We start from the raw sequence: 26989 nt of genomic DNA on the forward strand, positions 1-26989 counted from the left end.
CCCCCTCTATTTTTGTTGACAATAAGCGCTCTATATGACATATCTTTCTCTATATAATCGCATAACTCTTACTAATACTATCCAGTAAGTTCTACTTTAGAATTTCTTTTAATAAAACAGTAGTTCAGTACCAATCCCAAAAATATCCAAAAATTTATATTTATTAGATAAGAACTACTAACCATTAAAGGGATTAAGCCTAGGCTTAACCAGATGATAATCATACTGTATTTATGACTGTCTTTGACAAATAAAGACTTTAAGATCAGTAGTAACAGTACTACTAATAAAATACCCCCTAATACTATTCCGTAATTTGCTAATATTTCTAAAAAAATATTATGAACATATCCTCTTCCACTAACTAACCTATCTCCACCAATACCAATTCCTAACAATGGATTGTCCATAATTTCTCTAATAACGTTTTGATAAATATTATCCCTTCCACTTAAATGTATATCTTCTCTTAAAAACAACTGAATACTCCTACTTTTAATACCTAAATTTAAAAGAAAGTTATATGCAAATTCGAGAATATAACTAAGGAATAAATATAGTAATAAAATTCCCCCAAAAGTAATCCACTTATATAGTAATCTGCTAAAATTTAATTTGGATTTAGACCTTATTAATTTAAGAACGAAAAATACAACCACACATAATATCGCGCCTCTGGAACCTAAAGCGAGTATTACAAGTAGTGAAGATACTACAAAGAAAAGCGCGCTAAATGAAAACTCTTCTAAGAAATCGTCTAAATAAATTACTATAGGCAGCAACATATAATATGATAAAGCCATACTATATTCCCCTATTGATAAGCTTCCTGAAATAATAAGGGAACCCAAAGTTGCTCCAAAAATAAAAACAATCAGACTAGCTTTTTTCATAACCCTTTTTAGTATATTCCATTCACTAAGACTCATGCTGTATACAAAAGCAGGAAGTGACATAAAAAAGACCGGAAATATCAATTCTTTAAGGTATAACCTATTCTCAGGAAAAATAGAATAATTAATTAAAAAAATAAAAATAGCAATAAGATATATAACTATAAATTTAACTTTACTTCGTTTTAATACACTAGGAAGAGCATAAACAAAGGCTATTCCTACTAAAATTTTTGATACTAGTTGTATCCTTGAAGCATCTGATGTTCCCATTAGTTCAAAATAAACTAATATAAAAAATTGAATGGTTAGTATCACAAAAGAAGTAATCAACGCTATACTAATTTTTTGGTCACCAGATTGTTCTATATGTTCATTGCCTTTTTTCAAAATATCTAGCATTTTAAGCCTCTCTTAATTAAATTATTAAAAACTAGCTTACCTTTATTAGAAAAATTCTAATATTTATTTATCGCTTGCACTATATAATTGTAAATATTTTTCAACAATAATGTCCCATTTAAAATCTTTTGACCTTTTCACACAATTATTAGAAATATCATTATAGTTTTTTAAGATATTTAATATAGCTTTTGTAATTGAATTAATATTCGACGGTTCAACAGAATAACCTATTTCCCCCTCAATATAAAAACCATCGATACCTTGACCTTTCGAATAAAGAACAGGTAATCCCACAGACATAGCTTCAATATAAACTAAACCGAAAGTTTCCTTAAATGAGGGCATAACAAAAATATCACAATGACACATAATTGATAAAATCGTTTGTTTTTCCCTAATATATCCATGAAATACCACCCTTTTTTCAATATTTAACCTTTTAGTCATATCCCTACATTCATCTTCTAATGGTCCCTCACCTATAACATGTAGTTTAGCATTATAACCTTCTTCACAGAGTTTAGCGCATGATAATATTACAGACTCTAAATTTTTATTTCTATCAATTAACCCGATAAAAAGTAGCAAAATCTCTTTTTGAGGTATGTGATTAACCTCTTTAACTAAATTATTCTCGTGCCAATAGTTATCAATACCATTGGGGACTACAATAGACCGTTCCTTAATCTTAGATAAAACACTGTAAGGAAGTAAAGAAAACATTTGATTTTTGTATGCATGTGAAATAAAAATAACTGCCTCCGCATTTAGCAGTATCTTATACATAAAAGGCCTTAAATGGATTCCATATTTATAAAAGGAATTTAAATCAGTATTTCGTACAGTAACAATGTACTTCATTCCATATTTCTTATTTAACTTATATGCAGTACCACCATCACTAAATACAGTATGGGCATGGATGAATGTAACATTTTGATTCGCTAGTATCGACCTTTCAATTTCTTTGAGTTGCTTATTAATTTTATTAAAGTACAAAAACTTATCATGTTTTTGTAATATGTTTTTATAATAATAATTTATATTATTATCGGTAGTTAGCTGATTTTTTCCAATAAATTTTTTATCTTTTAATGGAATGAAAATATGTTGTTTCACTCCATTTTCTGAAATCTCTTTAATTAGATTTTTATATAGTTGGTTACCTATATAATATGAACAAATGTGTAGTATATCCATAATTTACACCCTTATCAATGATTGAGTAGCCTCACAAACTCCAATAAACAAAACCACTTGTTTCATATTCTTTTTTATTTAATACACTTTTAACATCAATTAAAACTTTATTTTTGTCAGCATATAACCCTTGAAAGAAATCAACACTATAGCTCTCTTTAAATTCCTTATGTGCTACCGCTAATACTACTCCATTAAGATTAACCAATGCATCTTTATCTACAAGGTTAATTCTATATTCTTCCCACACATCTTCTTTGTTTGCAACAGGATCGTGAACTAACACATCTACACCAAACTCTTCTAATTCATTAATAATATCTATTACTTTTGTATTTCTGACATCAGGACAATCTTCTTTAAAAGTTATTCCTAAGATAGCTACTTTTGCACCTTTAATTGGTTGCTCAGCTTTAATCAGCTTCTTAATTATATTATTAGCGACATATTTGCCCATATCATCATTAATTTTTCTGCCTGCTAAAATTATTTGTGAGTGATATCCTAACTGTTCAGCTTTATAGGTAAAGTAATATGGATCTACTCCAATACAATGACCACCCACTAATCCGGGAGTGAATTTAAGAAAATTCCATTTAGTTCCAGCTGCTTCTAATACTGCTTTTGTATCAATTTCCATTTTATTAAATACCATTGATAATTCATTCATAAAGGCAATATTAATATCTCTTTGAGAATTTTCAATTACCTTTGAAGCTTCTGCCACCTTAATTGATTCAGCTCTATGAACCCCAGCTTCAATTATTGCTCCATATACACTTGAAACTTCCTCAAGGGCTTCTTCATCTGAACCAGAGACCACTTTTATTATTTTCGTTAATGTATTAATCTTATCGCCTGGGTTTATCCGTTCTGGTGAATAACCTACTTTAAAATCAATTCCGAACTTTAAACCTGATTCCTTTTCAAGTATAGGAATACAAATCTCTTCTGTTGTACCAGGATAAACTGTTGATTCAAAGACTACTATAGATCCTTTTGTTAGGTTTCTTCCAACTATTTTACTAGCCCCGATAACTGGTGTTAAATCCGGGGTCTTATCACTATTTATTGGAGTTGGCACAGCAACAATATGAAACTTACAATCTCTTAACCTACTCTCTTCACTTGTAAATTGCAAAGTTGTATTTTTTATTGCTTCATCTCCAACTTCATCAGTGACATCTATACCATTTAAATATTTCTCTAATTTTTTTTCGTTCGTATCGAAACCAACAACCTCAAATTTATTTGCAAACTCAATAGCTAAAGGAAGACCAACATACCCTAATCCAATAACTGATATTTTTTCTGCTCTATTTACTAGTTTCATATATAGACTCATTAGAAAATCTCTCCCTTTCACAATTACTTTCAATAACCTCAATAAGCCTTTCTGTTAACCTTTCAAAATCAAATTCATACGCTGCTTGTCGGGCGTTCTTACCCATAATTTTGGTTTTTTCTTCATCACTACAGGCTGTTATTACCGCCTTTGCGATTTCTTCTGCATTTTGTCTAGGTGCACTAATTCCACATTCATACCTTTCACAAATACTATAACCAGTAGTATAAGTTTGAACAATACACTTCCCTGCTGCCAAATATTCAAAAAATTTATTTTGACTTTGGCCATATTTATCAAGGGAAGTACTTGAATTATGAAGTATATTTATATAAGCCTTCTTTAGAATTGAAGGGACATATTTTTTTTCAACACGGCCTTTAAAAATTACATTATTAATATGTTCTTCTTCGCACCTTTTTTTAAGAATTTCACTTTCATCACCAGCACCGTAAATTAAAAATCTTATATCATCTATTCCTTGAGATTGAATAATTTTAGCTGCATCTAATAGCATTCCTAAATTATTTACTTTCCTTATAGACCCAGCATAGATTACGTTTTTATAATTTTTATTATCTAAATCTGTATCAATTATTTGATTTTCTTTATTATTTCTATCAAATGTATCTATAATCACACCATTACTAATGTGTTTTATTTTCGTTACATCAATTTTTTTATCCCAACCTTGATCAATAATATAATCTTTTCCGCCTTCCCAAGTCATAATTACAGAGTCGGCTCTATTATAAATCCATCTTTCTCCTCTATATAATACTTTCGTAATGATATTTTCTCTTTTCAATACGCCATAAGCTACTAGACTTTCAGGCCATAAATCTCGCACTTCACAAATACATGGTACTCCAAATTTCTTGGCAATTTTTAAACCTGCTACTAAGGTGAGTGGATGAACGCTTGAAGCAAGAATAATGTCGGGATTTCCATTAATTTTTGCATACTCTTGCGCAACGGGAAAAACATTCCTATAGAAACTAAACATATTTTTGATTCGTTGTTTGCCATTTCCTTTATACTTTGGCGCCTTGACAAAAATATAAGGAATTTCATCTGCTTCATCTTTTTTATAGTTATCAATTCCTATCTCAATATTTTTATTACTATTATGTCTAGTACTAGCACAAAAAATTGTAGGATTATAACCTTTCTTTAATAGGTTTTGAGCAAACCAATGATGCCGTCCACCTCTATTAAAAAACATATTTGTGGCATAATGATTCATTATCCAGATTTTTTTAGTCATAAATGAAACTTCTCCTTATTACCCGATTTATTAAGTAATACCATTTCGTGCTGTGTCACATTCATCCCTTATTATTATGGTCAAATTGTTTCTTTAATCTTTTTTGCTGGTACACCTACATAAACACAATTTTTTTCAACATCCTTTAAGACGACTGCACCTGCACCAATTACAGAATTTTGACCAATAATAGAAAGACCGGTAACAATTGTAGATCCCATCCCAGTAAATACATTATCTTCAATCTTTATAGAAGCTCCTACACCTGTAAGAGTTGAAATCAAACAAGCTTTACCAATTATAGAGTGATGGGCTATAACAACACCTGGACTTATGATACAAAAGTCATTAACCTTAACCTTCGTCCATATATATGCATTAGCTTGTATATAAACCCCTTGACCAATTTCAGCACTTGGACTTATAACAGCTGTCGGATGAATAAGTGTCGGGGTCCTTCCACCTAACTTATTAATTTTTCTCATGATATTGTTTCTTACTTTATTGTTACCAATAGCTACAATAAACTGTTTATCTTTTATATCTTCGTTTAGAAGATCGGAAAACTTTCCAATAACTTCAATACCCATAATAAACTCATTTTGTTTATTGTCATCTTCATCATAAAATGCTTTAACTTTATAGCCTAATATTTCAGCCAATTCAAGCATTGTTTCACCGTAGGTTCCTGCACCAACTATATATATTTCTCTATTATCCACAGGCTTATTTCCTCTCCTATTACTCTTACTTTATTACTTACTATCAAAACTTCCTTTAAATTTCTCCATAGTTACAGTCTCACTACTATTGACTCCTTCTCGCTTAAATACCTTTAAAAATGTCTGTATAATGATTTTACAATCTAATTTCAATGATATACTTTCGACATATTGAACATCATAGTCAAATTTTTCTTCCCAAGTAATTGTGTTCCTTCCATTTACTTGTGCTAGACCTGATAATCCAGGTCTCACTTCATGTCGACGTTTTTGGTGCTCATTATACAGTGGTAAATATTCTATTAGTAATGGTCTAGGACCAACTATAGACATATCACCTTTTAAAATATTGAAAAGCTCAGGTAATTCATCTAATGAAGTAGATCTTAGGATTTTACCAAACCTTGTTAACCTCACATTATTTGGTAACAACTCCCCATTCTCATCCTTCTCATCTGTCATTGTCCTAAATTTATACATCGTAAAAATCTTTTCATTTAAACCCGGTCTCTCTTGCTTAAACAGTACTGGGCTTCCCAACTTAGTTTTTACAAGGAATGCTACTATCCAGAGAACAGGACTCAATACTATAATTGCTATAAGTGCCAAAGTAAAATCCATCGGTCTCTTTAAAAATCTTCTATACAAGCCACCTTTTGAACGCTCCATTTATATCACCACAATCTCTTAATAATTCCTACAATTTTCTCCAACTGTGCACCCGTCACCTTCGTATCAGAAGGCAAACAAACACCATTATCAAACAGTTTCTCCGAGACACCTGCCCCCATAAAATCATACTTCTCAAAGAACGGTTGCATATGCATCGGTTTCCAAATTGGTCTTGACTCGATATTCTCAGATTCCAACGCTTCAAATATATCAATTGGTCTCACCTTACCACTTAAAGTCATTGAACTTAACCAGTAGTTTGGCTCATCCCATTCATTACTCGGCATGAACTGCACACCATCAAGACCGCCAAGTTCTCTTTTATAAAACTCAAAGATATACCGTTTCTTTTCCACTCTCTGGTCTAACACCTTAAGCTGTCCTCTACCAATACCAGCAACCACATTACTCATACGATAATTAAACCCTAATTCGCTATGTTGATAGTGCCTTGCTTGACCTCTTGATTGAGTAGCCCAGAACCTCGCTTTAGCAATTCTCTCTTCATTATTAGAAACAAGCATCCCACCACCAGAAGTTGTAATGATTTTGTTTCCATTAAAAGAGAAGATGCCATAGTCGCCAAAAGTTCCAGTATGCTTACCTTTATAGTAAGTTCCTAAACTTTCAGCAGCATCTTCTATTAAAACAACATTATGTTTCTTACAGAGTTCTACGATTTTATCCAAATCTGCAGACAAGCCATATAAATGAACAACAATAACTGCTTTAACATCTGGATACTTCTCAAAAGCTTCTTCCAATGCTTTTGGGCACATATTCCAAGTTTCATAATTACTGTCTATGAATACTGGTTTTGCGTTTTGATAGATAATTGGATTAGCTGTAGCAGAGAATGTAAGTGTTGGGCAGAACACTATATCCCCTTCACCAACTCCTGCCGCTCTTAATGCTAAGTGAATAGCAGCTGTTCCAGAAGAAAGTGCTGCTGCAGCTTTAGAACCCACCTTAGCGGCGAGTTCTCTTTCAAAACCATTCACATTTTCTCCAAGAGGAGCAATCCAGTTTGTATCAAATGCTTCCTTTACATATTCCATTTCATAACCTTCATCACTCATATGCGGTGATGAAAGGAAAATTCTTTCGTTCACTTTTATCTCCATCCTATAGACTTCCTTCCATCGTTAAGTTAATATTTTAGTAGATTAGGACTTGCTTGGAACCTTTATCATAGTTATTCCAACCAACTACTAGACTACTAAAATGGTTATCTACTTCTGATAGCCACCTCGTAATATCTATTCAATCAACAACATTCAATCACGAAGTTCTTTCATTTTAACACTAATCTCAACCGTGTTTCTTCCTATTAAACTACCATTCAATCAAACCTTAAAAACTATCAAAAACACTTCAAACCCTTATGTCCCAAGGCTTTCAGCATGTTATCTAATTACGATAGTCAGTTCCTCTTCACCATTCAATCATTATGTGCAGAAATTGTAAAGTTGAATAAGGAAAAACCGTACCATTCTCTGATACGGCTTCGATCACCAATGTTCAACTTTTTATAAATAAGGTTCACCATCACCCTTATTATCCTCAGGGTCACCAGTGATACCCTCAGACTGCTCACTACACATGACCTTACCATCAACATAAATAACTTCACAATCCTCATCACAAACAGGCTCACTATACTCTTCTAGGAACTGGGTGAAAATTTCATCGGAATGCTTAATGTTCTCCATAAGCAAATGTGATTCATATCCTCGTTCTAATTGCAAAAGGTTAACCTCACAAACTCGTTCTTTACTGTTTTCAACTACCGCAGCAACAGATGGAACAGCGATACCTGCTATAACCCCAATAATCGTCACAACAGCCAACATCTCAATTAACGTAAAACCTCTTTCCTCTTTGACACGCGATGACCTCTGAATTTTGTTCAACCAACCTGAGATAAGCTTGCTTACCTTTACCATGTTCTATCACCTAATTTCTATTATTTAGAACATAGTATAGACAAGAAACTATTAATTTATTCAGGGAATTAGTTGGTTAGTGATTAGTAGGTAGTTGGTTAGTTTTTATGTTTCCCTAACCCCTAACCGACTAAAACGACTGTCCACTACTTCACCTTCTCCTTCTCCATAACTCCTTCAAGATACTCTAGTAATTCCGCTCGTATTTCATCATTCTTCAACGCATACTCGATCGTCGTTTTTACAAACCCAAATTTTTCACCAACGTCGTACCTCACGCCTTCAAAGTCATAGGCAAAGACGCGTTGGACTTCGTTTAGCTTTTGGATTGCATCAGTGAGCTGAATTTCGCCACCTGCTCCGATCTCTTGTTTATCTAAATAATTAAAGATCTCCGGAGTTAAGAGGTAACGCCCCATAATCGCTAAGTTAGACGGCGCTGTTCCTGGCTTCGGTTTTTCGACGAACTTGTTGACACTATATCTACGACCAACGTTACTTACCGGATCGACAATTCCATAACGATGTGTATCATGATCAGCTACCGTTTGTACACCGATCACAGAAGCACCCGTTTCTTCATATTGTTCAATCAACTGCTTTAAACAAGGTTTGTCTGCCTCAACGATGTCATCACCTAATAAAACGGCAAAGGGTTCATCGCCGATAAATTTACGCGCGCACCAGACAGCATGTCCAAGGCCTTGTGGTTCTTTTTGACGAATATAATGGATATCGACCATTTTAGATGAATATTGTACTTTTTCTAGTAGATCTGTCTTTCCTTTTTCAAACAAGTTTTGCTCTAGTTCAAATGCATGATCAAAATGATCTTCAATCGAACGTTTCCCTTTTCCGGTAACGATAATAATATCCTCAATCCCTGACTTTACAGCCTCTTCAACGATATATTGAATCGTCGGCTTATCAACAATCGGTAACATTTCCTTCGGCATCGCTTTAGTCGCTGGCAAGAATCTCGTCCCAAGCCCTGCTGCCGGGATGATCGCTTTTCTGATTTTTTTCATAAAAAAACCTCCGTTTACTTCGAGTTGGAAAGTTGGAAAGCTGAATGTTAGAAAAGGTTCTTGTATAGCCATAATCTCAGTTGTTGAATGATTGGTCACCCTATCTACTTTCCAATGACACCAACAATCCATTTAGCATACTGCCTACTTCTTTCGCTCGACTTATTAATTCTTGATACTCTGCCATCTATATATTTCAAATCTCGCGCTAACAATAGCTGATATTTCACTTCTTCTAACGAACCTCGGGCCTTACCTTCTACGATATTACTTGGCACAGATACAGCTGCTCTCCTCAACTGTGAAGTTAGACCAAATTGTTCATCACGAGGAAAACTACTTGTAATGTCGTACACCTTTAACACTAAAATATGTGCCTTTTTCCAGACGATTAGCTTGTTGGTGTTTCGATCCATTGGAGCACCTCCAATTTTAGGTGGAAGAGGTAGTAGAGTTAGAAGTGTTGGATGTTGGAATGTAGAGTAATTTTAGCTAGACCTTCGATGATTTATTTGTTCGATTAAAGAGTTTCTTCAGAGTCTAATTCCAACCCTTCCACCCCAATGTTTCAGTTTACTGAAACAAGTTCCAATTCTTCCACTTTCCAACCCAATGCTTCAGTTCACTGAAACGAGTTCCAACTTTCTCACCCCACCACTTCCAATTCCTTTTTCCTAAAGTTCGCGATATCTAGTAGCTCTTCTCGGAGTTGCTCTTTACTCATCGTTTCAAATCCGTTAACAAGATCGTAGGCGACGTTGATGTTCACTGGTGGTGTCTTTCCTACGTAAATTTTCGGGTAGACTTGTTCTTCATGAACTTCGTCTTTGCTCAGTAGCTCTTCATACATTTTTTCACCTGGGCGCATGCCTGTGAATGTGATTGGAATCTCGTTTTCGGTATAACCTGATAAGCGAATTAAGTTCTTCGCAAGATCAACGATTTTAACCGGTTCGCCCATATCGAGCACGAAGATCTCTCCACCTTTGGCAAGTGCACCAGCTTGGAGGACGAGGCGTGATGCTTCCGGGATCGTCATGAAGTAACGAATCATCTCAGGGTGCGTCACTGTCACCGGTCCACCAGCTTTAATTTGCTTTTTAAAGAGTGGAATCACACTCCCACGACTACCAAGGACATTACCAAATCTGACAGCGACAAAGCGAGTATCTGAGATAATATCCATATGCTGAACGACCATTTCTGCAAGGCGTTTCGTTGCACCCATTACACTCGTTGGATTCACCGCTTTATCCGTTGAGACCATTACAAACGTGTTGACGCCGGCTTCGCTTGCAGCTTCAGCAACATTTTTTGTCCCAATTACATTGTTCTTCACTGCCTCTTCTGGGTTACGTTCCATGAGTGGCACATGTTTGTGAGCAGCAGCATGATAGACAACATCAGGCTTACGTGCACTCATAATCGTCATCATCTTCTCATGGTCTTGCACATCAGCAATTTCTGTGACAACATCGAAATCTGGGTAAGATTTTTTCAGTTCAAGTTCAATTGAATAAATGCTGTTCTCACCATGACCTAATAGAATGAGAGTTTTTGGATTGAACTTTGCAACTTGGCGGCAAATCTCTGAACCGATAGACCCGCCTGCACCCGTAACAAGGACCGTTTTGTTCGTTAGCTTTTGCTCAATTTTATCAATATCAAGCTCAACCGGATCTCGTCCAAGTAAATCTTCAACTTCAACATCTTTAAATTCATTTACCGAAACTTTACCCGTCATGATATCTTCGAGCTTTGGAATGATTTGTGTTTTTGCGTTTGTTTTCGTACACTCTTTGAAAATATCATTGAGCTCATTTCTATTTAATGACGGAATCGCGATCACGATGTTTTCAATATCCTGGTCTTCAACAACCTTTGCAATTTGATCTGAGCCACCGAGAACCGGTAGTCCTAACACCTCAAGGTTTTGCTTTGTCGGGTCATCATCAATGAACGCCACTGGGTAGAGCTCAGAATCTGGGTTATGCAACAATTGCCTCGCGACCATCGTTCCCCCTGCACCTGCACCAACAATGAGCGTATTCGTTTTATTTTTATTCGGCTTAATATACGTATCTCGGACCATTCGCCAAACAAAGCGCGAGCCCCCAATAAAGAGGATGTGCATCATCCATGTTACGACTAGCGTCCGTGCATACACATCTTGGACGAGTATGAGCTGGACAATTGCTGTGACAGCAATCGAGAGCGTAACAGCTTTTAGAATCGCTGTTAACTCATTTATACTTGCATACTGCCAGACTCGTTTATACAGCTTAAAAATTGAGGCAAAAATATGGTGACTTGCTAATAGTGTTATTGAACTAATCATTAATACAGTTGAAACAACCTCTGATGTCGGCATGATCATGAAGTAAACAAAATAAATACATAAAAGCACAATTAATGAATCAATAAGGATTAAACCCATAAGTCGATTTTTATAGGCCAACGATGAACTCCCCTTCCCCTTACTAGTGGTTAGTCGGTTAGTAGTTAGTTGGTTAGGGTGTGGGTAACTCAGTGAAGCAACTATCTGTTGCTCTTTTTGTTTTACTAAATACTAACCGACTAACCAACTGCATACAAAAATAAATAGACCTCTAAGCCCAACATTCATACGTTTGGTAGAAATGCACGGCTTAAAATTCTATTAATGGTGAATTATGAATTGTGAATTATGAATTGTGAATTGTGAATTGAAGATCTTTTTAATTCGACATTCAGCATAAAAAAATAAGCCACCTTTCCCCAAATCCGAGAAACATAGCTTAACTTTCTAAATAAACTGATGATCACAGTTCATCATCTTCAAATTGTTTTTTCATTTCTGTAATTAAATCACCAAACAACTTGGCATAGTCTTCTTTAATGTGTTCGAATATAGCTAGGGCTATCTCTTCATCATAGGTGTGAGACGTTCGATTACGATCTTCTAACATCGCAAGCCACTTATCACCTTCTGTAATGATCCCTTCTTTAAACGCTTGTTTCATTGTTTTTCTTGGGCTCGGAACATCGGTAACACCATTGTATTCCAAATACGACTTCATCAACTTCCATGACAACTCGTACGTAAACTCAAATCGTTGAATCGTCGCATCAATGACAATATCATCAGCACGTGGGTCACGTTGCAAGCTTTCTTGAAGCTTTTTAAATGCTTTTTCAAGATCAGATAACTTATCTTGAAGCTTATTCACATTACCCATCTCCTCTCCTTGCGAGTTAGACAAAAAGATCGTCTTGCCCTCTTTATCAATATAGCTTTTCAACTTCATATTGCTTACCTTGTCATAGTCAATAATATCAAACGTGTAGATAATATTTTCCCTAGAGAGGTCATCCTTCATTTGATACAACTGCTCATTGTTGTTCCTTCTAAACTTAATGGCTAAATCGATATCCGAGGTTTCCTTATAGTCTCCTCTAGCTCTAGAGCCAAATAGAATCACTTCCTCAACCGATTCTTTGTACTCTTTAAACAGATTAATGATCTTATAAAACGTCGCTTTGCTAAGACCATACCTCGTTAGACTCATGCATCATCACCACTTATAAGAACTTATCCATTATTTACTATGATCATACACTATAACTTGGTTGAATCACAATGAATGGCAAACTTTAAATTATGATTGATGAATTGTGAATTGTGAATGTTGAATAGATGGCAATGGCTCCGCACGCTATTCGCCTCTAGGAGAAAACCATTCCTAGAGGCTTAAGACCAATAGCGATAGCGGCTTTGCTCATTGCTACGAGTCAATTCAAAAGGAAAAACCACCCTTTTCAATTGACTCTGAAAAAAAGGGCATCTAACCCTTCCTCACGTCCTGCCAGTGACAACAAGTGTCTAAGGTCCTTCTATTAAAGGGCCCACAGCATGACCGAGTGCCTCCGTCGATAACGGCAAGGAGACATTGCCAGTAGAGTATTTAGTTGGTTAGTTGGTAGTTGGTTAGGGTTTGAGTTACTCAATGAGGCACTTCTTTGTTAGTCTTTTGTTTTCCTAACTACTAATTACTAACCGACTGTCCAACTGTTTTTGACCTTGCTTTTCCTAACCACTAAATACTAACCAACTTTCCCAACTGCCTTTGATCTTGCTTTTCCTAACTACTAATTACTAACCGACTCACCGACTGCTTTTGACCTTGCCTTTCCTAACCAATAACCAACTAACCAACTGTCCAACTTTCTTTTAGAATATCCCCAAAAACTTCTTCCTCTTCACCCTCTCCGGTGGTTCCATGTATGGGTGTTGGCCATCGAGGATAAATTCGGCGTTCTCTTTGAACATGTAGACGGCGTTTGTTCCAAATTTTTTCTCAATTTCGAGATAAGCGGCGTTCATGTGGAAGGCGCGGCTTGTGACGTTATGAGCATCTGATGCAACAAAGTGTGTTAGGTTGGCTTCGATCAATTGTTCTGAGAACTTTTTAATCTTTTTCCCAAATAATCCCGCGATACTTGATGCGGTTACTTGGGTAAATGCTCCGTTTTTGACAAACTTGTACAACATATCAGGGTGTTCGATCAGTTCACTGTTACGCTCAGGGTGAACGATGATCGGGGTTAAGCCTTGAAGTTGCAAGTCAAATAGCATTTGACCGGTATAGCGTGGCACATGATTGGATGGCAATTCGATCAAGACAAATTTACCACCGTCTCCTATTGTTAAGATCTCACCTTTGCTAAAGTCTTCTATTAATTCACCGTAAATGCGGTTTTCTTGACCTGGGATTACCTTAAGGTCAATGCCTTCTTCTAATAACCGTTCATTTAATTGTTCCGTTGCTTCAATGATTTCTTTTTTCGTATTTTCATATTGTCCATTTTTATGATGCGGGGTGGCAATGATTGTCGTAATTCCTTCCTCAACTGCAGCTCGAGCCATCTCGAGACTAGCGTCTATATCTTTCGCCCCATCATCAACGCCCGCTAAGATATGACTATGAATATCGATCATTGCGAACTCCCCCTTTAGTATCGAAGACTAAAGTCACCTTTTAGGTCTTTAGTCCCTACCTATCATTTCCACTATTAGCCGATGATTTTCTCAAGGCATATCATAACATGTTTTTAATAAATTTTGGATATTCTTTTACAATTTTTTCACAATTCCTATGACTTTTTCTAGTGCTATTGACATTCATTTGTCGCAGGTGTTTATCCTCAGAATTTCTGAAAAAATTGTAAAAAAATAAGAGTTGAAACAAATTTTCCAACTCTTATAATCATACAAACGAGGACTACTAGTTAATAGATGGTTAGTCCTATCAACACCTAACCACTAACCAACTAACTAACTGAACTATTAACTACTTCCATAATAGTAATAATATTGACTCTGCTTTAATTCTTTCGCGTTTAAGACAGCACCGAGGATTTTTGCATTGGCATTGTCGAGTAGTTCTTTTGCCTTTTTTGCCCCATCTTGTTCTGTTTTTCCGCTACTAAGAACGAGGACGACACCGTCACAAAGGTTTGATAAAATTTGTGCATCTGTCACAGCAAGGACAGGTGGTGAATCAAATAAGACGATATCATAATCAGCAAGTGCATCACTGATGAAGGACTCCATTGATTTTGCACTTAATAATTCAGCTGGGTTCGGTGGTACCGGACCACTTGTGAGTATATCGAGACCAAGCACATCAGATGGGCTAATGACCGCATCAAGGCGAGCTTGATGGGTAAGCACATTCGTTAGCCCTTGGTCATTCGATTTTCGAAACGTGTAATGCACGGTTGGTTTACGTAAATCACTATCAACGAGTAGGACTTTTTTGCCTTGCTGCGCCATGACGACGGCAAGGTTGGCGACTGTGGTTGACTTCCCCTCACCAGGTCCAGCTGATGTGACCATAATCGTGCGAATTTCACGATCCACAGATGCATATTGAATGTTTGTCCGAATCGTACGATATTGCTCAGCAATCGGGGATTTCGAATCATTGTAAGTGACTAGGCTGCGGTTTTGTTGTCTAGATTCCTTACGACCCAACGCGTTCACCTCTCATCTTCTTCGCGTTCTTTGCGGATTGGTTATTTCCTTTCATATTGACGTCTCCATCCATGACAGGGATTGTCCCGAGGACAGGCAAGCCAAGGAGGTCTTCGATGTCTTTTTCTGTTCGTACGGTATTATCAAGAAACTCAAGTAAAAATGCGAGTCCGACCGCTGCCATTAAACCAACGACAAAACCGATTGCCATATTTAATGGCGGGTTTGGACTGACAGGTGACGGTGTTTCTGATAATTCCGCTTGTGCTAGTACGACCACATTATCTACGCGAAGCAGGCTCGCAACTTCACGCTGGAAGACCATCGCGGTCGTATTGGCGATATCGACGGCCATCGCCGGGTCTTGGTCCTCAACTCGGATCGAGACGACTTGTGATTGCCCTTCTTGGGAGACATTAAGTTGGTTGTTCAATGCATTATGTGAACGGTCTAGCTGTAATTCTTCAATCACTTGGTCTAGGATGTAAGGACTTTTCATAATGACGTTATACGTATCAATGTACTTCGAATCGGTATCAAAGCCAACGGATTGCAGCGCTGATGAGGCGCCTGTCGCTTGTTGGCTGACGAGAATTTGCGTTGATGTTTGATACATTGGTGTTAGGAAAAAGTAACTAATAACTCCACTGGCACCTACGGCCATTACTGTAATCAGGATGATCATCACAATCCGCTTTTTCAGCGTTTCAAAGATCTCTTTTAGACTAATTGTTTCCTCCATCATTTCCTCCCACGACTGCTCTTTTTATTTTTTAATCAATCACCACAGACAACTCACGCGGAATTGCTGTCTCGTGTTGAATTGTTTTTCATTCGTTCCAAGCAAAACTATTTGCATTATATCACAGGATTTTGTCACTTTGTGACTATTTTTTGATTCTTTTTCAAGATGTTGTTCTCAAATGACGTACATTTTACTTATTTGTCCAGTGATAACCAATTCGGTCTTTTACCGGCATGATGGGGCTAGGTGGGATTTTTTACCTTTTGGTGATGTGGTGTGAATGGTCCAGAAAAAATTGTCCTATTTTTTGGTATGCGCGAATAAGAATGTGGTAATCGTCAATAATTAGAAAGTGTATGCAAGTGATACTATACGTGGAAATTAGGTGATAGCATGGATATTGAGAGAGCAAATGATAAAGTTGAGGAAACAGCCCGTAAATGGCTTCAAGAGCGCGGGGTTACGATTGATGACATTGCAGATCTCGTTTATTTCTTGCAGGTGAAGTACTACCCTGACCTTGAAATGGAGCAATGCAAGGACAATGTCAACCGTGTGTTAGGAAAGCGTGAAGTACAAAATGCGATCATCACCGGAATTGAGCTTGATCGTCTTGCTGAAAAAGAAATGCTGCAAGAGCCGCTGTTAGATATCGTGAAGCGTGATGAGGGCTTATATGGCGTTGATGAGATCCTCGCCTTCTCGATTGTAAATGTGTACGGTTCAATTGGTTTTACAAACTACGGTTATATCGATAAGCAAAAGCCAGGCATCCTTGAGAAGTTAAATGATAAAGAATCGAAAGAATGTCATACGTTTTTAGATGATATCGTTGGTGCGATTGCCGCAGCCGCATCAAGTCGGTTAGCGCATAGCCTAGCGAATGTGGAATAAGATTGAGGTGGTTAGGATGGTTGGTGCCAGGCACCCTAAAGAGGGTGCCTGGCACCATTTTTTATTCAAATGGCCATTCGGCGAGTGTGTTGACCGCATGTGTTGGTTGGATTTCTACTGTTTTTAAGTGTTCTTTAGTCGTTACACCAGTGTGGACAATGAGTGTATCAATGTCCGCGCGGATGCCTGCAAGAATGTCAGTATCATAGTTATCCCCAACTAGGAGTGTATCTTCTTTTGATGTGCCAAGGACGTCGAGCGCTTGGTTAACGATGATGGATTCCGGCTTACCGATGAACGTTGGCTTGACCCCAGTGGATACGGAGATGACCGATGTTAGGGAACCGTTACCTGGGAGTAGTCCACGCTCGGTTGGGATCGCAACATCTCCATTCGTTGAGATGAATGTCGCGCCGTTACGGACTTCAAGACAACCTTGTGCAAGTTTTTCATATGTAATCGTACGATCGATACCGATGACAACGAAGTCCGCTTTTTCCTCGACGAGCTTGAGTCCTTTGTCAGTGATCGCTTGCTGGATCCCCTCTTCCCCAATGACATAGACAGCATCACCTTTTTGTTGATCGGCGATGTAGTTTGCTGTAGCTTGGCTCGTTGTGAAGACGTGCTGAGGCGTTGTCGGCACACCCATGTCGACGAGTTTTGTTGCGACTTGCTCCGGTGTTTTTGATGAATTGTTCGTTACAAATAGATATGGTAGATCGCGTTCGTTTAGTTGTTTGACAAATTCTACAGCTTCATCGATTTTTTCAGTGCCACGATACATCGTGCCGTCAAGGTCGATTAAGAAGCCTTTGTAGTTTTTAGACATGTTCGTTCATCCTCTCGTTTGTTGATACTTAGTCTGTTCAAAAAGGGGTGTTTTTTCCCCCGTTTGAACAGACTTGAAGCAATGAGCGGAGCCGCTGCAGCTTTTTAAAAACCTGCTAGAAGTGTTTTTCCCTAGCAGGCGCGCAGCGAGTGGAGCCATTGCAACACACTTTTTAAATACACACTTATAATATAGTTAGCTAATTGGGGAGATGTCAAACATTTAGGGGAATTGGGGATGGTTGTGAGGTTTACGATTGAGGTACGTTGATGGCAAGGTGCTCTGCCCGCGTGGAGAATTTGAGGAGAATAACGGAATGTCGGTCCACTACACCCTATCATCCACCCCCCCTCCTCGAGTGAACCTCTCCTTCCTCAATGAAACACATCAGCATTCCAATCTTAGGCGTTGCTAGTAAGCCAGCTTTACCGAATTTTCATCCTTGCTGGCGCACTCCGCCCCGTAACGACAATAACCGCTTATCAATAAGCGGTTATTGTTCGTTCATTGGTTCTTTAATTTTATAGAAGCAGTGTGGAACATCGTCGATCGCCATGCATGCTTCACATTCGATCTCTTCTGTGCCGAGTATTTCTTGGAATAGCTCTTGTTCGCATGCGCAAGCGACTGGGTATTCCTTGGCGATTTGTGAGATCGGGCAGTTGTATTCTTTGAACACATATGTGCCATCGCCTTCTTTTTCCCATTCGACCATGTAGCCGTGATCGTTTTGTACTTTAGCTAGGGCATCTAAGCGGTGCTCGAATGTTGAATCTTTGATTAAGTCTTCATATTGAGCTTTCATGCGTTCTTTACGTCTCGCAAATAGTTCGTCAATCATATCATTACCGCCTAGTTGTTCAATGTCCTTTAGAAAGTCGATGGTGACATTGGCGTAGTTGCGCGGGAACAACTCCTGGCCTTCCGCGGTTAAGTAGTATACATTTGTCGGTCGTCCCATCGCTTGGCGGACGAGTGATGTACTGACGATGCTGTCCTTCTGTAGTGTATTCAAGTGTCGTCTGACTGCCATTTCGGTAATATCGAGTTGGCGTGCGAGGTCAGCGACGGTTAGTTGTTTATGCTTTTTCAAAAGGTTTAGGATTTGATCTTTTGTCGTGGGGGTTTCTCTTGTCATATTTATTCACCATCCCTTCTTCTATTGTATTCAATTTATGGAGATAAGTAAACTTTTTCAACATATAAGTTTAGAAAGAGAAGTTGGGTAGTTGGTTAGGGGGTTAGGAAAACATTTAACTGCTCTCCCCGATACTGCGGAGAAATACTTAATCCCTTACCAACTAAATACTAATTACTAACTACTAAGTTCAGTTGGTTAGGCGGGCATGAATCGTATTATGGTTAAAACGTTGAGGATAGCTGATTCCAGGAGTTGGTTGAGGTTCGCCCCTGACGTAGTCTCGATTCCGAGGGCTTTCGTAAGCCAGAAGCAGGCTTACGACGCTCCTCCTCATCGTTCCCACTACGCCAACTTCGTGTTGGCGCAAACGGTTATCACCGTTTGGGTCTTACCTCTGTGGTATGCAGTTCTTTTTTTAGGTGCTCACGATTGTAGTGCTATTGTTTTCTGAATGCCTGCCCGATTTGGGGATAATGCGTGGTCCTCTTTGAAAAAAAAAAGACGCTTACCTTTGTTAGATAGGCGTCCTCGTTGTTTTTTTATTTCTCATTCGGCAAAAATGCGGATACGGGGCCGAGTTCGTTTGTGAGGTAGTCGCGGACGGCTGTTGGGAATGCGTTTAGGTGTGTGCCTTCCGTTGTGAGTGCGTCAGCGAGTTCGTTATGGTTGATGTCCGTGTAGTCTTGGACGAGTTGTTTTCGGTAGGCGATCACCTTTTTTAACGACACTGCCATCTCGGTTGTGACGACTTTTTCATCTTCTAGGATGTCGACAATGTCCTCGTAGCTGCCTGGGTCGCGCATGATGAAGCCGTCGATCATGCTGTTGCCGGTGTCGATGATCGATTCAATGACGACGTGAGCGATGCGCTCAACTGCTAATTTTTCAATGGTCGTGTGCCATGACTGTTGGTCTGCAAATACGTTTAAACATTCTTGCATATACGTTAAGGTTTGTTCGATTTTTTCGCGATCTACAAAATACATCGGGTTCACCTGCCACTAAGATTTAAAGGTTTTACTATCATTAAGTATAGCATAAGGAAATAAGCGTTTTCAGTATTGTTTTTTACAGTGGTGGGACGAAAAAATTAGTGTAATGTGTTAGCAAACGATTTCTTAATTCACACGTTTTTGATATGATTAATGTTAGAATCGATGCAGCGCACGTGCAGAAAGGAGTCTGTCCAATGTCAGAACGCTTTTATCTTTATGATGATACTGAGGAAACGAAAACGAGGTTTGTGAGCTTCATGGGGGAAAACCAACGCTTTGACCTTGCGATTACGTCAACGTCAAGGCATTACGGCAAGCACCTTGTGTTAGACATGCTTTCAAACCGCTTTGCGATTATTGGCTCTGATGACCTTGATGAGCCTGGATATCTTGAGCAGGTGTATAACATTAGTGAAGAAGATGCTAGTGAACTTCGCTCGTTCTTATATGAGGTTGTCTAACGCTGGTAGGAATTGCAATTGAGCAAGACAGATAAAAACCACTTCCTTTGGGGACTCTACCCGTAGGAGGTGGTTTTTTTGAATCGCGATAAAGAGAGAAAAGGTGTCACTGATGAAGAGTACACTGACTTTTCTAACGTGGAAACGATGCACAACTTCCTTACGGCTGAAGAGTTTGCGGATGGACCTTATGGCTCTCCCATCAATCGTCCATTAGGCAAAAGTACGTCGTGGGATGAAGGGCAACGACCATATAGTGCGTTTAACTATGAGGATAAATCGTTCCACGAAAATCTACCGCGTCAATTCCCTGGGGCCCATCCGACGCACGATGACCCTGATGTGGATGCAGAACCACCTTATCGCCAGAGATAACTGTCTCAGGTGCAATGAATCGGGCGACTTTCGCTCATTGCTTCTAGGGTGTCCTAAGGGTAACTCCCATTAGGACACCCTATCTTATGCCTTCGCTTTTTCACGACTCTGCTCTTTGACCTTCTTTACGACAAAGTAGGCGCAGCCGAAGTTACAGTATTCATATAAGTATTCAGGTAATGTACTTATTTTTGTATCATAGCTTGATTTGCGGTTTTTATCATCGAAAAAGCCTCGGAGTCTGAGCTGTTCGTACCCCCAGTCACCGACGATATAATCATATTTATTAAGAACTTCGCTGTAGCGCGACTTAAATTCTTCTTCATTCCAGCCGTCTTTGACATCTTCAACGACTTCAAAATTAATTCCGTTAATGCGAACCAATGTAAACACCTCATTTCCGCAGTTGTGGTTTTTATTTTAACACATCAACCGCAACGTTACATAAGTTGTCCAGTAATTTCTAACGTAAAAATAAATCGATTCGGTCATGCTAATGGCGAGGAGGTGCTTTGAATGAAAAAATCGATTGTCGCTGTCGGCTTATGCGGGGCATTGCTTGCGACTGGGTGTAATCAGGTGATCGATAATCAATCACCAAATACGGTGCGCGACCAAAATGTTACTGTTGCTGAGCGAAACGAGCGCACACAAGTGATGAATCATACACCAGGTACGAAAGATGAGCATAGCCAGTTTGGGTATGTACGCCAACAAAAAGCGAATAAGAATGGTCACAATCCTATGACCGAGTCCGCTTATTTTGATCGCGAGTTAATGGCAGAAACGATTACAAATATGGCGGTTTACTTACCGGGTGTCCATGATGTTGCAACGCTTGTGACTGATAAATATGCGTTAGTCGTTTATGATGCTGAGGCGGATGACGATGAGCGCGAACGCGTAGCCGATCAAGTAAAGCGTACAGCTTACTCTGTATTACCACGCTTCTATGACGTGTATGTGTCTGATAACCGCGAAAATATGGAGGCGATTGAGCGCTTCAGTTCACTTGGTAGCCACTCCCCTGAAGTGAACGATCTGCTTGAGCCAACGATTGAAGAGATGAAACAATCTCCTCAAGGCTATGATGATGAAGCCTATCGTGAGATGCATTTGAATCGTGATGACGGCGGTGTAACAGCTAAATCGAATAACAATAGATAAGACTAGCCAACTTTGTTAGCTAGTCTTGTTTTTGGTTGATTGTGAGGATGGCGGGGATGCTAGGCGGTCGTTGTGGGCAAAGTGCAATGCTTGCGGATCCTCAGTCCGATTACGGGTGCTCATGCAGTCGTTCCGGACCCTCAGTTCGCTATTCATTCCAAAATGATGCTTCTTTAAGGTGGCGCGGACTACAGGTGCGTTATTTGTCCTAAGTTGCGCGGAGTTCGGTTGGTTGATGAGCATTAGCGGAATCAGGGTCCGCTACTTTCTTGAGATGAGCTATTTTTCGCCGAATAGCGGATCCTCAGTCCGCTTACCCCTGCTCGTGCGGTCGTTCCGGACCCTCAGTTCGCTATTCATTCCAAAATGATGCTTTTTTAAGGTGGCGCGGACTACAGGTGCGTTATTTGCCCTAAGTTGCGCGGAGTTCGGTTGGTTGATGAGCATTAGCGGAATCAGGGTCCGCTACTTCCTTGAGATGAGCTATTTTTCGCCGAATAGCGGACCCTCAGTCCGCTTACCCCTGCTCGTGCAGTCGTTCCGGACCCTCAGATTCGAAAAAAAACGGAAGCCCCTCCTTCCAAAAGGAGAGGCTCCCGTCCGTCACTCATACTTATTCAGCTTTTCTTGCTGCTTCGCGTACTTGTGCTTCGTTTACTTGCTCGTCGGCGTGGTAAGACGAGCGCACGAGTGGTCCAGCTTCACAGTGGCTGAAGCCTTTGCTCATTGCGATTTCTTTTAGCTCGGCAAATTCATCTGGGTGGTAGTATTTTTGAACTTTCAGATGTTTACGTGTTGGTTGTAAGTATTGGCCGATCGTCATAATGTCGACATTGTTGGCGCGAAGGTCATCCATTGTTTCGATGATTTCTTCTTTCGTTTCGCCAAGTCCGATCATTAGGCTTGATTTTGTTGGGATGTCCGGCTGCATTTCTTTTGCGCGACGTAAGAACTCTAATGAGCGTTCATAAGTTGCACGAGCACGGACTCTTGGTGTTAGTCGTTTTACCGTTTCAATGTTGTGGTTTAGGATGTTTGGTTTTGCGTCCATTAGTGTTTTTAAATTATCATAGACGCCCATCATGTCTGATGGTAGGACTTCGATTGAGCACAACGGCATACGTCTGCGCACAGCGCGAACCGTTTCAGCGAAAACCTCTGCCCCACCGTCTTTGAGATCGTCACGAGCAACGGCTGTAATAACGGCGTGCTTTAAGCCCATCGTTTCAACCGAATCAGCAACGCGTTCTGGCTCTTGTAAGTCAAGTTCAGTTGGAAGGCCTGTTTTAACCGCACAGAAGCGGCATGCACGTGTACACGTTCCACCTAAGATCATGAATGTAGCGGTTTTACGTTCTGCCCAGCATTCATGGATGTTCGGACATTTTGCTTCTTCGCATACCGTATGTAGGTTGTTTTCGCGCATCATTTTTTTCAAGCCTGTATAGCTCTCATTAGTATTGAGTTTAATTTTTAACCAGTCCGGCTTACGGATGTATTCTTCTTTTTTTGCCATTCAAATCCACACTCCAGTTAAAATTTACCTTCTATTTATACAGCTACAGGATCGTCTGCTATCCTTTGGTATTATACTCGTTTGAGCGTATCTTTAATGTAACATGTTTCACATTCCATCACAAAATTTTGACCTCGGCAATTGCCAGTATTTAACGATGATGTTTTCTCTTGATTGCAACAAACTATAGCTATGAGTAGGCTAGAAAGGAGCATATCATGTCATGAGAAAAATCGCAATAATGTTCATGATCCTCACATTACTCTTACCGATCGTTCCATCTGTGTCTGCTGAATCCATCGAAGATATGAGTAATGAAGAGATCATTGAGAAGCGAATGGATTTATACCAAAAGACCGAAGCACTTACGAACATCCCGTGGTACTTCATTGCTGCGGTTGACTACTATGAACGCGGACTTCGCAAAGCCCTGCGCGACCGCCCGAAATCCGATGGCGTGATCAACATCTTTTTCTCGCCTCGCCAATGGGTCGGTCCACTCAACCCTGACCTAGAGGACGAGAATCCGCTATCGATTAGTATGTTTGGCGGTTGGGGAAAGGACGGAAATGGTGATGGCATTGTTAGTCGCACGGACGACGAAGATGTCTTATATTCATTTGCTAATTACTTAGAAACCTATGGTTATGATGAAGAAAATATTCGTATCGCTCTTTGGGATTATTACCAACGTGAACAAACGGTGAATATCATTACGGGACATGCTCGAGTCTTTAAAAAATTTGATACGGTTGACCTGAGAAACACCAGCTTCCCAGTCCCATTACGCTATAATTATAGCTACAAAAACACGTGGGGCGATCGCCGCGGTTGGGGTGGCCGTCGCATCCATGAAGGTACCGATATTTTTGCGAACCATAATGTCCCAGTACGCGCGACTGCGTACGGTGTTGTTGAGATCAAAGGCTGGAACCGTTATGGCGGCTGGCGCGTCGGTATTCGTGACATCGATAATGTCTACCATTATTTCGCGCACTTAAGTGGATTTGAGAAAGGCATTGAGGTTGGTACGATTGTTGAACCAGGGGACGTGATCGGCTATGTCGGAAGCTCCGGTTACGGTAAACCTGGTACCCAAGGGAAGTTCCCACCACATCTGCACTACGGCATGTATCGTGACAACGGCATTACCGAGTGGTCATTTGACCCGTATCCATCATTAAAATCTTGGGAAAAGAAAGACCGCGCAAAAAAATGATATATGAACGGAGCACTAGGCCGGGATTTGTTGCCTAGTGCTTTTTTCATTGATTATGAAGGACATTTCCCTTCCAGCTCGGCCTAGTTTTGTCCTTCATCATCCTTATGAAGGACATTTCCACTTCCGCTCAGCCCATTTTTGTCCTTCATCGCCTTCATGAAGGACATTTCCCAGCCAACTCGGCTCTCTTTTGTCCTTCATCACCTCCATGAAGGACATTTCCCAGCCAACTCGGCACGCTTTTGTCCTTCATCACCCTTATGAAGGACATTTCCACTTCCGCTCGGCCTAGTTTTGTCCTTCATCGCCTTCATGAAGGACATTTCTCTCCCAACTCTGCACTCTTTTGTCCTTCATCACCTCCATGAAGGACATTTCCCAGCCAGCTCGGCTCTCTTTTGTCCTTCATCACCTCCATGAAAGACATTTCCCTTCCAGCTTGGCTCTCTTTTGTCCTTCATCGGCTACAGTCTCTGTATCAAAGAAAAAAATGACTACTAATTGAGATACAATTAGTAGTCATTTTTATTATTTACGAGTTATCGGAGCCCATTACAAGAAGGAGGCTCGCTCTTTATTGATTTCCTTTTTTGATCCATTCAGCGACTTGGACTGTACGTTTTGCTTGGTATTTAGCAGCGTCTTGTACGTCTTCTTGCATGTTGCCGTCTTGGTCGACTGTGACACTTACACCGTATGGGTTACCGCCTGATGCAAATTGTACTGGGTCTGTGTAGCCTGGTGACGCAACAATCGCCCCCCAGTGGTGCATTGTTGTATATAATGAAAGGATCGTTGCTTCTTGACCACCATGCGCATTGTTGGCTGATGTCATTGCACTTACCGCTTTATTGGCTAACTTGCCGTTAAACCAGAGACCGCCTGTTGTGTCTAAGAATTGCTTCATTTGTGCAGGTAGGTTACCGAAGCGTGTTGGCATGCTGAAGATGATTGCATCTGCCCACTCAAGATCGTCAAGGCTAACTTCAGGTACATCCTTTGTTTCATCAAGGTGAGCTTTCCACGCTGGATTTGATTCAATCGCTTCTTTTGGTGCAAGCTCAGGCACTTTTAAGACTTTGACTTCTGCCCCAGCAGCTTCTGCTCCCTCTTTGGCCCACTGTGCCATTTTGTAGTTTGTACCTGTTGAACTGTAATAGATCACTGCTAATTTAACGTTTGCCATTTCGATCGTCTCCTTTTTGTTTCCAAATAAATTTTGTAAAAACCCCATTATTTATTTCTCCCCTTTTCCACAGTAGCTGTTATTCCCTAAATCTGTAATGGATAACCCTCAATTTTGAATATCTCCAATTCGAGATATATTCTCAAAAAAATATCTTATTCCTTTTTGTTGTGTTTCTCTGTTATTTCTCTATTTTGAATAATATCATATCGAACATTTCGAATTCAAGATATTTACTAAAAAAAATTAGAGATCTTTTGCGTGATACCCTAATTTTTTCAATTGTTCGATCATCACTTCTTTTTCTTCTGTTTGTAAACCGCCAAAGATGTCAGCAATCGCTTCACGGTGACTTGGAAAAATGTTATCCATAAGTTCCGTCCCCGCCTCAGTAATTGTTGCATACGTAATGCGTCGGTCTTTTGGACATGGCTTTCTCGTTAAAAATTCTTTCTTTTCAAGCTTGTCAACGACATACGTAATGCTGCTGCTGGCGATTAACACTTTCTCACCAATTTTTTGGATCGGCTGTTCACCTTTATTATAGATGAGTTCAAGCACGGCAAACTCAGTTGGATTGAGTCCATGCGTTTTAATATCCTCTTCGACACGCTTGCGAATCGTTTGAAACGAGCGTGAGAGAACAACAAATAATTTTAACGCTAACTCCTCTTCTGTCTGTTTGTGGTTATCCATCATGATCATCCTTTTATATTATCTCGAATTCGAGATAAGTATACAATAGTGTATGGTTTTCTGTCAAGAAGGTGTGTGCACTAAACTGGAATAGTAAAATTTTAAGCAAAATAATAATTCTAGCGAAGACGCTTTTTTTATCAAAAATCTAGTCAGGAACTTAACACAAACTGCTCATGATGTAGCGTTTAAGAATTCTATACTTTTGGGCTCTACATCAAATGGGGAGGCCCCCTGCCTTATCTCATCCACACTTTGAAAAGTA

Annotated in this window: 27 protein-coding genes; 5 read left to right on the top strand and 22 right to left on the bottom strand. The window is 39.4% G+C overall.

Annotated elements, in window-relative coordinates; genetic code table 11:
* Nucleotides 1-77: 77 nt before the first annotated feature.
* From KH400_RS08040 to KH400_RS08110, 15 genes are all read right to left on the bottom strand, one after another.
* On the bottom strand, nucleotides 78-1295 hold the full coding sequence (locus tag KH400_RS08040) for an O-antigen ligase family protein (RefSeq protein ID WP_217223792.1): 1218 nt from the start codon (nucleotides 1293-1295) through the stop codon (nucleotides 78-80).
* 63 nt (nucleotides 1296-1358) lie between these two features.
* Nucleotides 1359-2498, bottom strand: coding sequence for a glycosyltransferase family 4 protein (locus KH400_RS08045; RefSeq protein WP_217223794.1), 1140 nt, complete (start codon nucleotides 2496-2498; stop codon nucleotides 1359-1361).
* Nucleotides 2499-2529: 31 nt separating this feature from the next.
* Entirely contained in the window at nucleotides 2530-3843 is a 1314-nt protein-coding gene (locus KH400_RS08050) for a nucleotide sugar dehydrogenase (RefSeq protein WP_281418663.1), read from the bottom strand.
* Nucleotides 3815-5110, bottom strand: a complete 1296-nt coding sequence (locus tag KH400_RS08055) for a glycosyltransferase family 4 protein (protein WP_217223798.1) — start codon at nucleotides 5108-5110, stop codon at nucleotides 3815-3817. The genes KH400_RS08050 and KH400_RS08055 overlap by 29 nt, the downstream gene beginning before the upstream one ends.
* A gap of 80 nt (nucleotides 5111-5190) precedes the next feature.
* On the bottom strand, nucleotides 5191-5832 hold the full coding sequence (locus KH400_RS08060) for an acetyltransferase (RefSeq protein ID WP_217223800.1): 642 nt from the start codon (nucleotides 5830-5832) through the stop codon (nucleotides 5191-5193).
* 33 nt (nucleotides 5833-5865) lie between these two features.
* Entirely contained in the window at nucleotides 5866-6501 is a 636-nt protein-coding gene (locus tag KH400_RS08065; RefSeq protein WP_281418664.1) for a sugar transferase, read from the bottom strand.
* Between the two features lie 5 nt (nucleotides 6502-6506).
* Nucleotides 6507-7616: a DegT/DnrJ/EryC1/StrS family aminotransferase gene (locus KH400_RS08070; protein WP_217224045.1), complete on the bottom strand. Its 1110-nt coding sequence runs from the start codon at nucleotides 7614-7616 to the stop codon at nucleotides 6507-6509.
* A 417-nt stretch (nucleotides 7617-8033) separates the two neighbouring features.
* Complete coding sequence (locus tag KH400_RS08075) at nucleotides 8034-8450, bottom strand: type II secretion system protein (RefSeq protein ID WP_217223802.1); 417 nt, start codon at nucleotides 8448-8450, stop codon at nucleotides 8034-8036.
* Between the two features lie 146 nt (nucleotides 8451-8596).
* Nucleotides 8597-9478, bottom strand: coding sequence for a UTP--glucose-1-phosphate uridylyltransferase GalU (galU, locus tag KH400_RS08080; RefSeq protein ID WP_217223803.1), 882 nt, complete (start codon nucleotides 9476-9478; stop codon nucleotides 8597-8599).
* Nucleotides 9479-9582: 104 nt separating this feature from the next.
* Nucleotides 9583-9894 carry a four helix bundle protein gene (locus KH400_RS08085; RefSeq protein WP_246589459.1) on the bottom strand — a complete coding sequence of 104 codons (312 nt, stop codon included), beginning with the start codon at nucleotides 9892-9894 and terminating at the stop codon, nucleotides 9583-9585.
* Nucleotides 9895-10124: 230 nt separating this feature from the next.
* A complete protein-coding gene (locus KH400_RS08090) occupies nucleotides 10125-11936 on the bottom strand; it encodes a polysaccharide biosynthesis protein (protein ID WP_217223806.1) in 1812 nt (603 codons plus the stop codon).
* Nucleotides 11937-12279: 343 nt separating this feature from the next.
* Nucleotides 12280-13026 (bottom strand): HI0074 family nucleotidyltransferase substrate-binding subunit, encoded by a 747-nt coding sequence (locus tag KH400_RS08095; RefSeq protein WP_217223808.1) that lies wholly within the window; start codon nucleotides 13024-13026, stop codon nucleotides 12280-12282.
* Nucleotides 13027-13688: 662 nt separating this feature from the next.
* Nucleotides 13689-14456: a tyrosine-protein phosphatase gene (locus tag KH400_RS08100; RefSeq protein WP_217223811.1), complete on the bottom strand. Its 768-nt coding sequence runs from the start codon at nucleotides 14454-14456 to the stop codon at nucleotides 13689-13691.
* A gap of 348 nt (nucleotides 14457-14804) precedes the next feature.
* Complete coding sequence (locus KH400_RS08105) at nucleotides 14805-15494, bottom strand: CpsD/CapB family tyrosine-protein kinase (RefSeq protein WP_217223812.1); 690 nt, start codon at nucleotides 15492-15494, stop codon at nucleotides 14805-14807.
* Nucleotides 15484-16236: a YveK family protein gene (locus tag KH400_RS08110; RefSeq protein ID WP_217224046.1), complete on the bottom strand. Its 753-nt coding sequence runs from the start codon at nucleotides 16234-16236 to the stop codon at nucleotides 15484-15486. Before KH400_RS08110 ends, KH400_RS08105 begins: the two co-directional genes overlap by 11 nt.
* Before the next feature lie 396 nt (nucleotides 16237-16632).
* Here KH400_RS08110 and KH400_RS08115 point away from each other — a divergent pair, with 396 nt between their 5' ends.
* The gene (locus tag KH400_RS08115) at nucleotides 16633-17133 is read left to right on the top strand and encodes a phosphatidylglycerophosphatase A family protein (protein ID WP_217223814.1); all 501 of its coding nucleotides are present in this window, start codon (nucleotides 16633-16635) and stop codon (nucleotides 17131-17133) included.
* A 61-nt stretch (nucleotides 17134-17194) separates the two neighbouring features.
* Here KH400_RS08115 and KH400_RS08120 read toward each other — a convergent pair whose 3' ends face one another.
* From KH400_RS08120 to KH400_RS08130, 3 genes are all read right to left on the bottom strand, one after another.
* The gene (locus tag KH400_RS08120; protein WP_217223816.1) at nucleotides 17195-17965 is read right to left on the bottom strand and encodes a TIGR01457 family HAD-type hydrolase; all 771 of its coding nucleotides are present in this window, start codon (nucleotides 17963-17965) and stop codon (nucleotides 17195-17197) included.
* Nucleotides 17966-18458: 493 nt separating this feature from the next.
* Nucleotides 18459-19103: a helix-turn-helix transcriptional regulator gene (locus KH400_RS08125; protein WP_217223818.1), complete on the bottom strand. Its 645-nt coding sequence runs from the start codon at nucleotides 19101-19103 to the stop codon at nucleotides 18459-18461.
* A 542-nt stretch (nucleotides 19104-19645) separates the two neighbouring features.
* On the bottom strand, nucleotides 19646-20092 hold the full coding sequence (locus KH400_RS08130) for a DUF86 domain-containing protein (protein ID WP_217223820.1): 447 nt from the start codon (nucleotides 20090-20092) through the stop codon (nucleotides 19646-19648).
* A gap of 203 nt (nucleotides 20093-20295) precedes the next feature.
* On the opposite strand from KH400_RS08130, the gene KH400_RS08135 reads away from it, so the two are divergent.
* Together KH400_RS08135 and KH400_RS08140 are read left to right on the top strand one after the other, a co-directional pair.
* Nucleotides 20296-20562 (top strand): DUF3055 domain-containing protein, encoded by a 267-nt coding sequence (locus KH400_RS08135; protein WP_217223822.1) that lies wholly within the window; start codon nucleotides 20296-20298, stop codon nucleotides 20560-20562.
* Between the two features lie 147 nt (nucleotides 20563-20709).
* Nucleotides 20710-20937, top strand: coding sequence for a hypothetical protein (locus KH400_RS08140; RefSeq protein ID WP_217224047.1), 228 nt, complete (start codon nucleotides 20710-20712; stop codon nucleotides 20935-20937).
* 84 nt (nucleotides 20938-21021) lie between these two features.
* Here KH400_RS08140 and KH400_RS08145 read toward each other — a convergent pair whose 3' ends face one another.
* Entirely contained in the window at nucleotides 21022-21321 is a 300-nt protein-coding gene (locus tag KH400_RS08145; protein WP_217223824.1) for a YutD family protein, read from the bottom strand.
* Between the two features lie 132 nt (nucleotides 21322-21453).
* Between KH400_RS08145 and KH400_RS08150 the strand changes: the two genes are divergently transcribed.
* On the top strand, nucleotides 21454-22104 hold the full coding sequence (locus KH400_RS08150; protein WP_217223827.1) for a YhcN/YlaJ family sporulation lipoprotein: 651 nt from the start codon (nucleotides 21454-21456) through the stop codon (nucleotides 22102-22104).
* A gap of 613 nt (nucleotides 22105-22717) precedes the next feature.
* On the opposite strand, the gene lipA is transcribed toward KH400_RS08150, so the two are convergent.
* Nucleotides 22718-23620, bottom strand: coding sequence for a lipoyl synthase (gene lipA, locus KH400_RS08155; RefSeq protein WP_217223829.1), 903 nt, complete (start codon nucleotides 23618-23620; stop codon nucleotides 22718-22720).
* A gap of 223 nt (nucleotides 23621-23843) precedes the next feature.
* Between lipA and KH400_RS08160 the strand changes: the two genes are divergently transcribed.
* On the top strand, nucleotides 23844-24839 hold the full coding sequence (locus KH400_RS08160; protein ID WP_217223831.1) for a M23 family metallopeptidase: 996 nt from the start codon (nucleotides 23844-23846) through the stop codon (nucleotides 24837-24839).
* A 577-nt stretch (nucleotides 24840-25416) separates the two neighbouring features.
* On the opposite strand, the gene wrbA is transcribed toward KH400_RS08160, so the two are convergent.
* Both wrbA and KH400_RS08170 read right to left on the bottom strand, forming a co-directional pair.
* Complete coding sequence (wrbA, locus tag KH400_RS08165; RefSeq protein ID WP_217223833.1) at nucleotides 25417-26076, bottom strand: NAD(P)H:quinone oxidoreductase; 660 nt, start codon at nucleotides 26074-26076, stop codon at nucleotides 25417-25419.
* Between the two features lie 198 nt (nucleotides 26077-26274).
* The gene (locus KH400_RS08170) at nucleotides 26275-26727 is read right to left on the bottom strand and encodes a MarR family winged helix-turn-helix transcriptional regulator (protein ID WP_438821109.1); all 453 of its coding nucleotides are present in this window, start codon (nucleotides 26725-26727) and stop codon (nucleotides 26275-26277) included.
* Nucleotides 26728-26989: the final 262 nt, after the last annotated feature.

The sequence above is a fragment of the Desertibacillus haloalkaliphilus genome (assembly GCF_019039105.1).
Classification (GTDB): Bacteria; Bacillota; Bacilli; order Bacillales; family KJ1-10-99; genus Desertibacillus; species Desertibacillus haloalkaliphilus.

Bases quoted from the DNA above. Each gene is read 5' to 3' on its own strand.
- KH400_RS08040 (WP_217223792.1), bottom strand. From the start codon at position 1,295: ATGCTAGATATTTTGAAAAAAGGCAATGAACATATAGAACAATCTGGT.
- KH400_RS08045 (WP_217223794.1), bottom strand. From the start codon at position 2,498: ATGGATATACTACACATTTGTTCATATTATATAGGTAACCAACTATAT.
- KH400_RS08050 (WP_281418663.1), bottom strand. From the start codon at position 3,843: ATGAGTCTATATATGAAACTAGTAAATAGAGCAGAAAAAATATCAGTT.
- KH400_RS08055 (WP_217223798.1), bottom strand. From the start codon at position 5,110: ATGACTAAAAAAATCTGGATAATGAATCATTATGCCACAAATATGTTT.
- KH400_RS08065 (WP_281418664.1), bottom strand. From the start codon at position 6,501: ATGGAGCGTTCAAAAGGTGGCTTGTATAGAAGATTTTTAAAGAGACCG.
- KH400_RS08075 (WP_217223802.1), bottom strand. From the start codon at position 8,450: ATGGTAAAGGTAAGCAAGCTTATCTCAGGTTGGTTGAACAAAATTCAG.
- galU (WP_217223803.1), bottom strand. From the start codon at position 9,478: ATGAAAAAAATCAGAAAAGCGATCATCCCGGCAGCAGGGCTTGGGACG.
- KH400_RS08085 (WP_246589459.1), bottom strand. From the start codon at position 9,894: ATGGATCGAAACACCAACAAGCTAATCGTCTGGAAAAAGGCACATATT.
- KH400_RS08095 (WP_217223808.1), bottom strand. From the start codon at position 13,026: ATGAGTCTAACGAGGTATGGTCTTAGCAAAGCGACGTTTTATAAGATC.
- KH400_RS08100 (WP_217223811.1), bottom strand. From the start codon at position 14,456: ATGATCGATATTCATAGTCATATCTTAGCGGGCGTTGATGATGGGGCG.
- KH400_RS08110 (WP_217224046.1), bottom strand. From the start codon at position 16,236: ATGGAGGAAACAATTAGTCTAAAAGAGATCTTTGAAACGCTGAAAAAG.
- KH400_RS08115 (WP_217223814.1), top strand. From the start codon at position 16,633: ATGGATATTGAGAGAGCAAATGATAAAGTTGAGGAAACAGCCCGTAAA.
- KH400_RS08120 (WP_217223816.1), bottom strand. From the start codon at position 17,965: ATGTCTAAAAACTACAAAGGCTTCTTAATCGACCTTGACGGCACGATG.
- KH400_RS08125 (WP_217223818.1), bottom strand. From the start codon at position 19,103: ATGACAAGAGAAACCCCCACGACAAAAGATCAAATCCTAAACCTTTTG.
- KH400_RS08130 (WP_217223820.1), bottom strand. From the start codon at position 20,092: ATGTATTTTGTAGATCGCGAAAAAATCGAACAAACCTTAACGTATATG.
- KH400_RS08135 (WP_217223822.1), top strand. From the start codon at position 20,296: ATGTCAGAACGCTTTTATCTTTATGATGATACTGAGGAAACGAAAACG.
- KH400_RS08140 (WP_217224047.1), top strand. From the start codon at position 20,710: ATGCACAACTTCCTTACGGCTGAAGAGTTTGCGGATGGACCTTATGGC.
- KH400_RS08150 (WP_217223827.1), top strand. From the start codon at position 21,454: ATGAAAAAATCGATTGTCGCTGTCGGCTTATGCGGGGCATTGCTTGCG.
- lipA (WP_217223829.1), bottom strand. From the start codon at position 23,620: ATGGCAAAAAAAGAAGAATACATCCGTAAGCCGGACTGGTTAAAAATT.
- KH400_RS08160 (WP_217223831.1), top strand. From the start codon at position 23,844: ATGAGAAAAATCGCAATAATGTTCATGATCCTCACATTACTCTTACCG.
- wrbA (WP_217223833.1), bottom strand. From the start codon at position 26,076: ATGGGGTTTTTACAAAATTTATTTGGAAACAAAAAGGAGACGATCGAA.
- KH400_RS08170 (WP_438821109.1), bottom strand. From the start codon at position 26,727: ATGATGGATAACCACAAACAGACAGAAGAGGAGTTAGCGTTAAAATTA.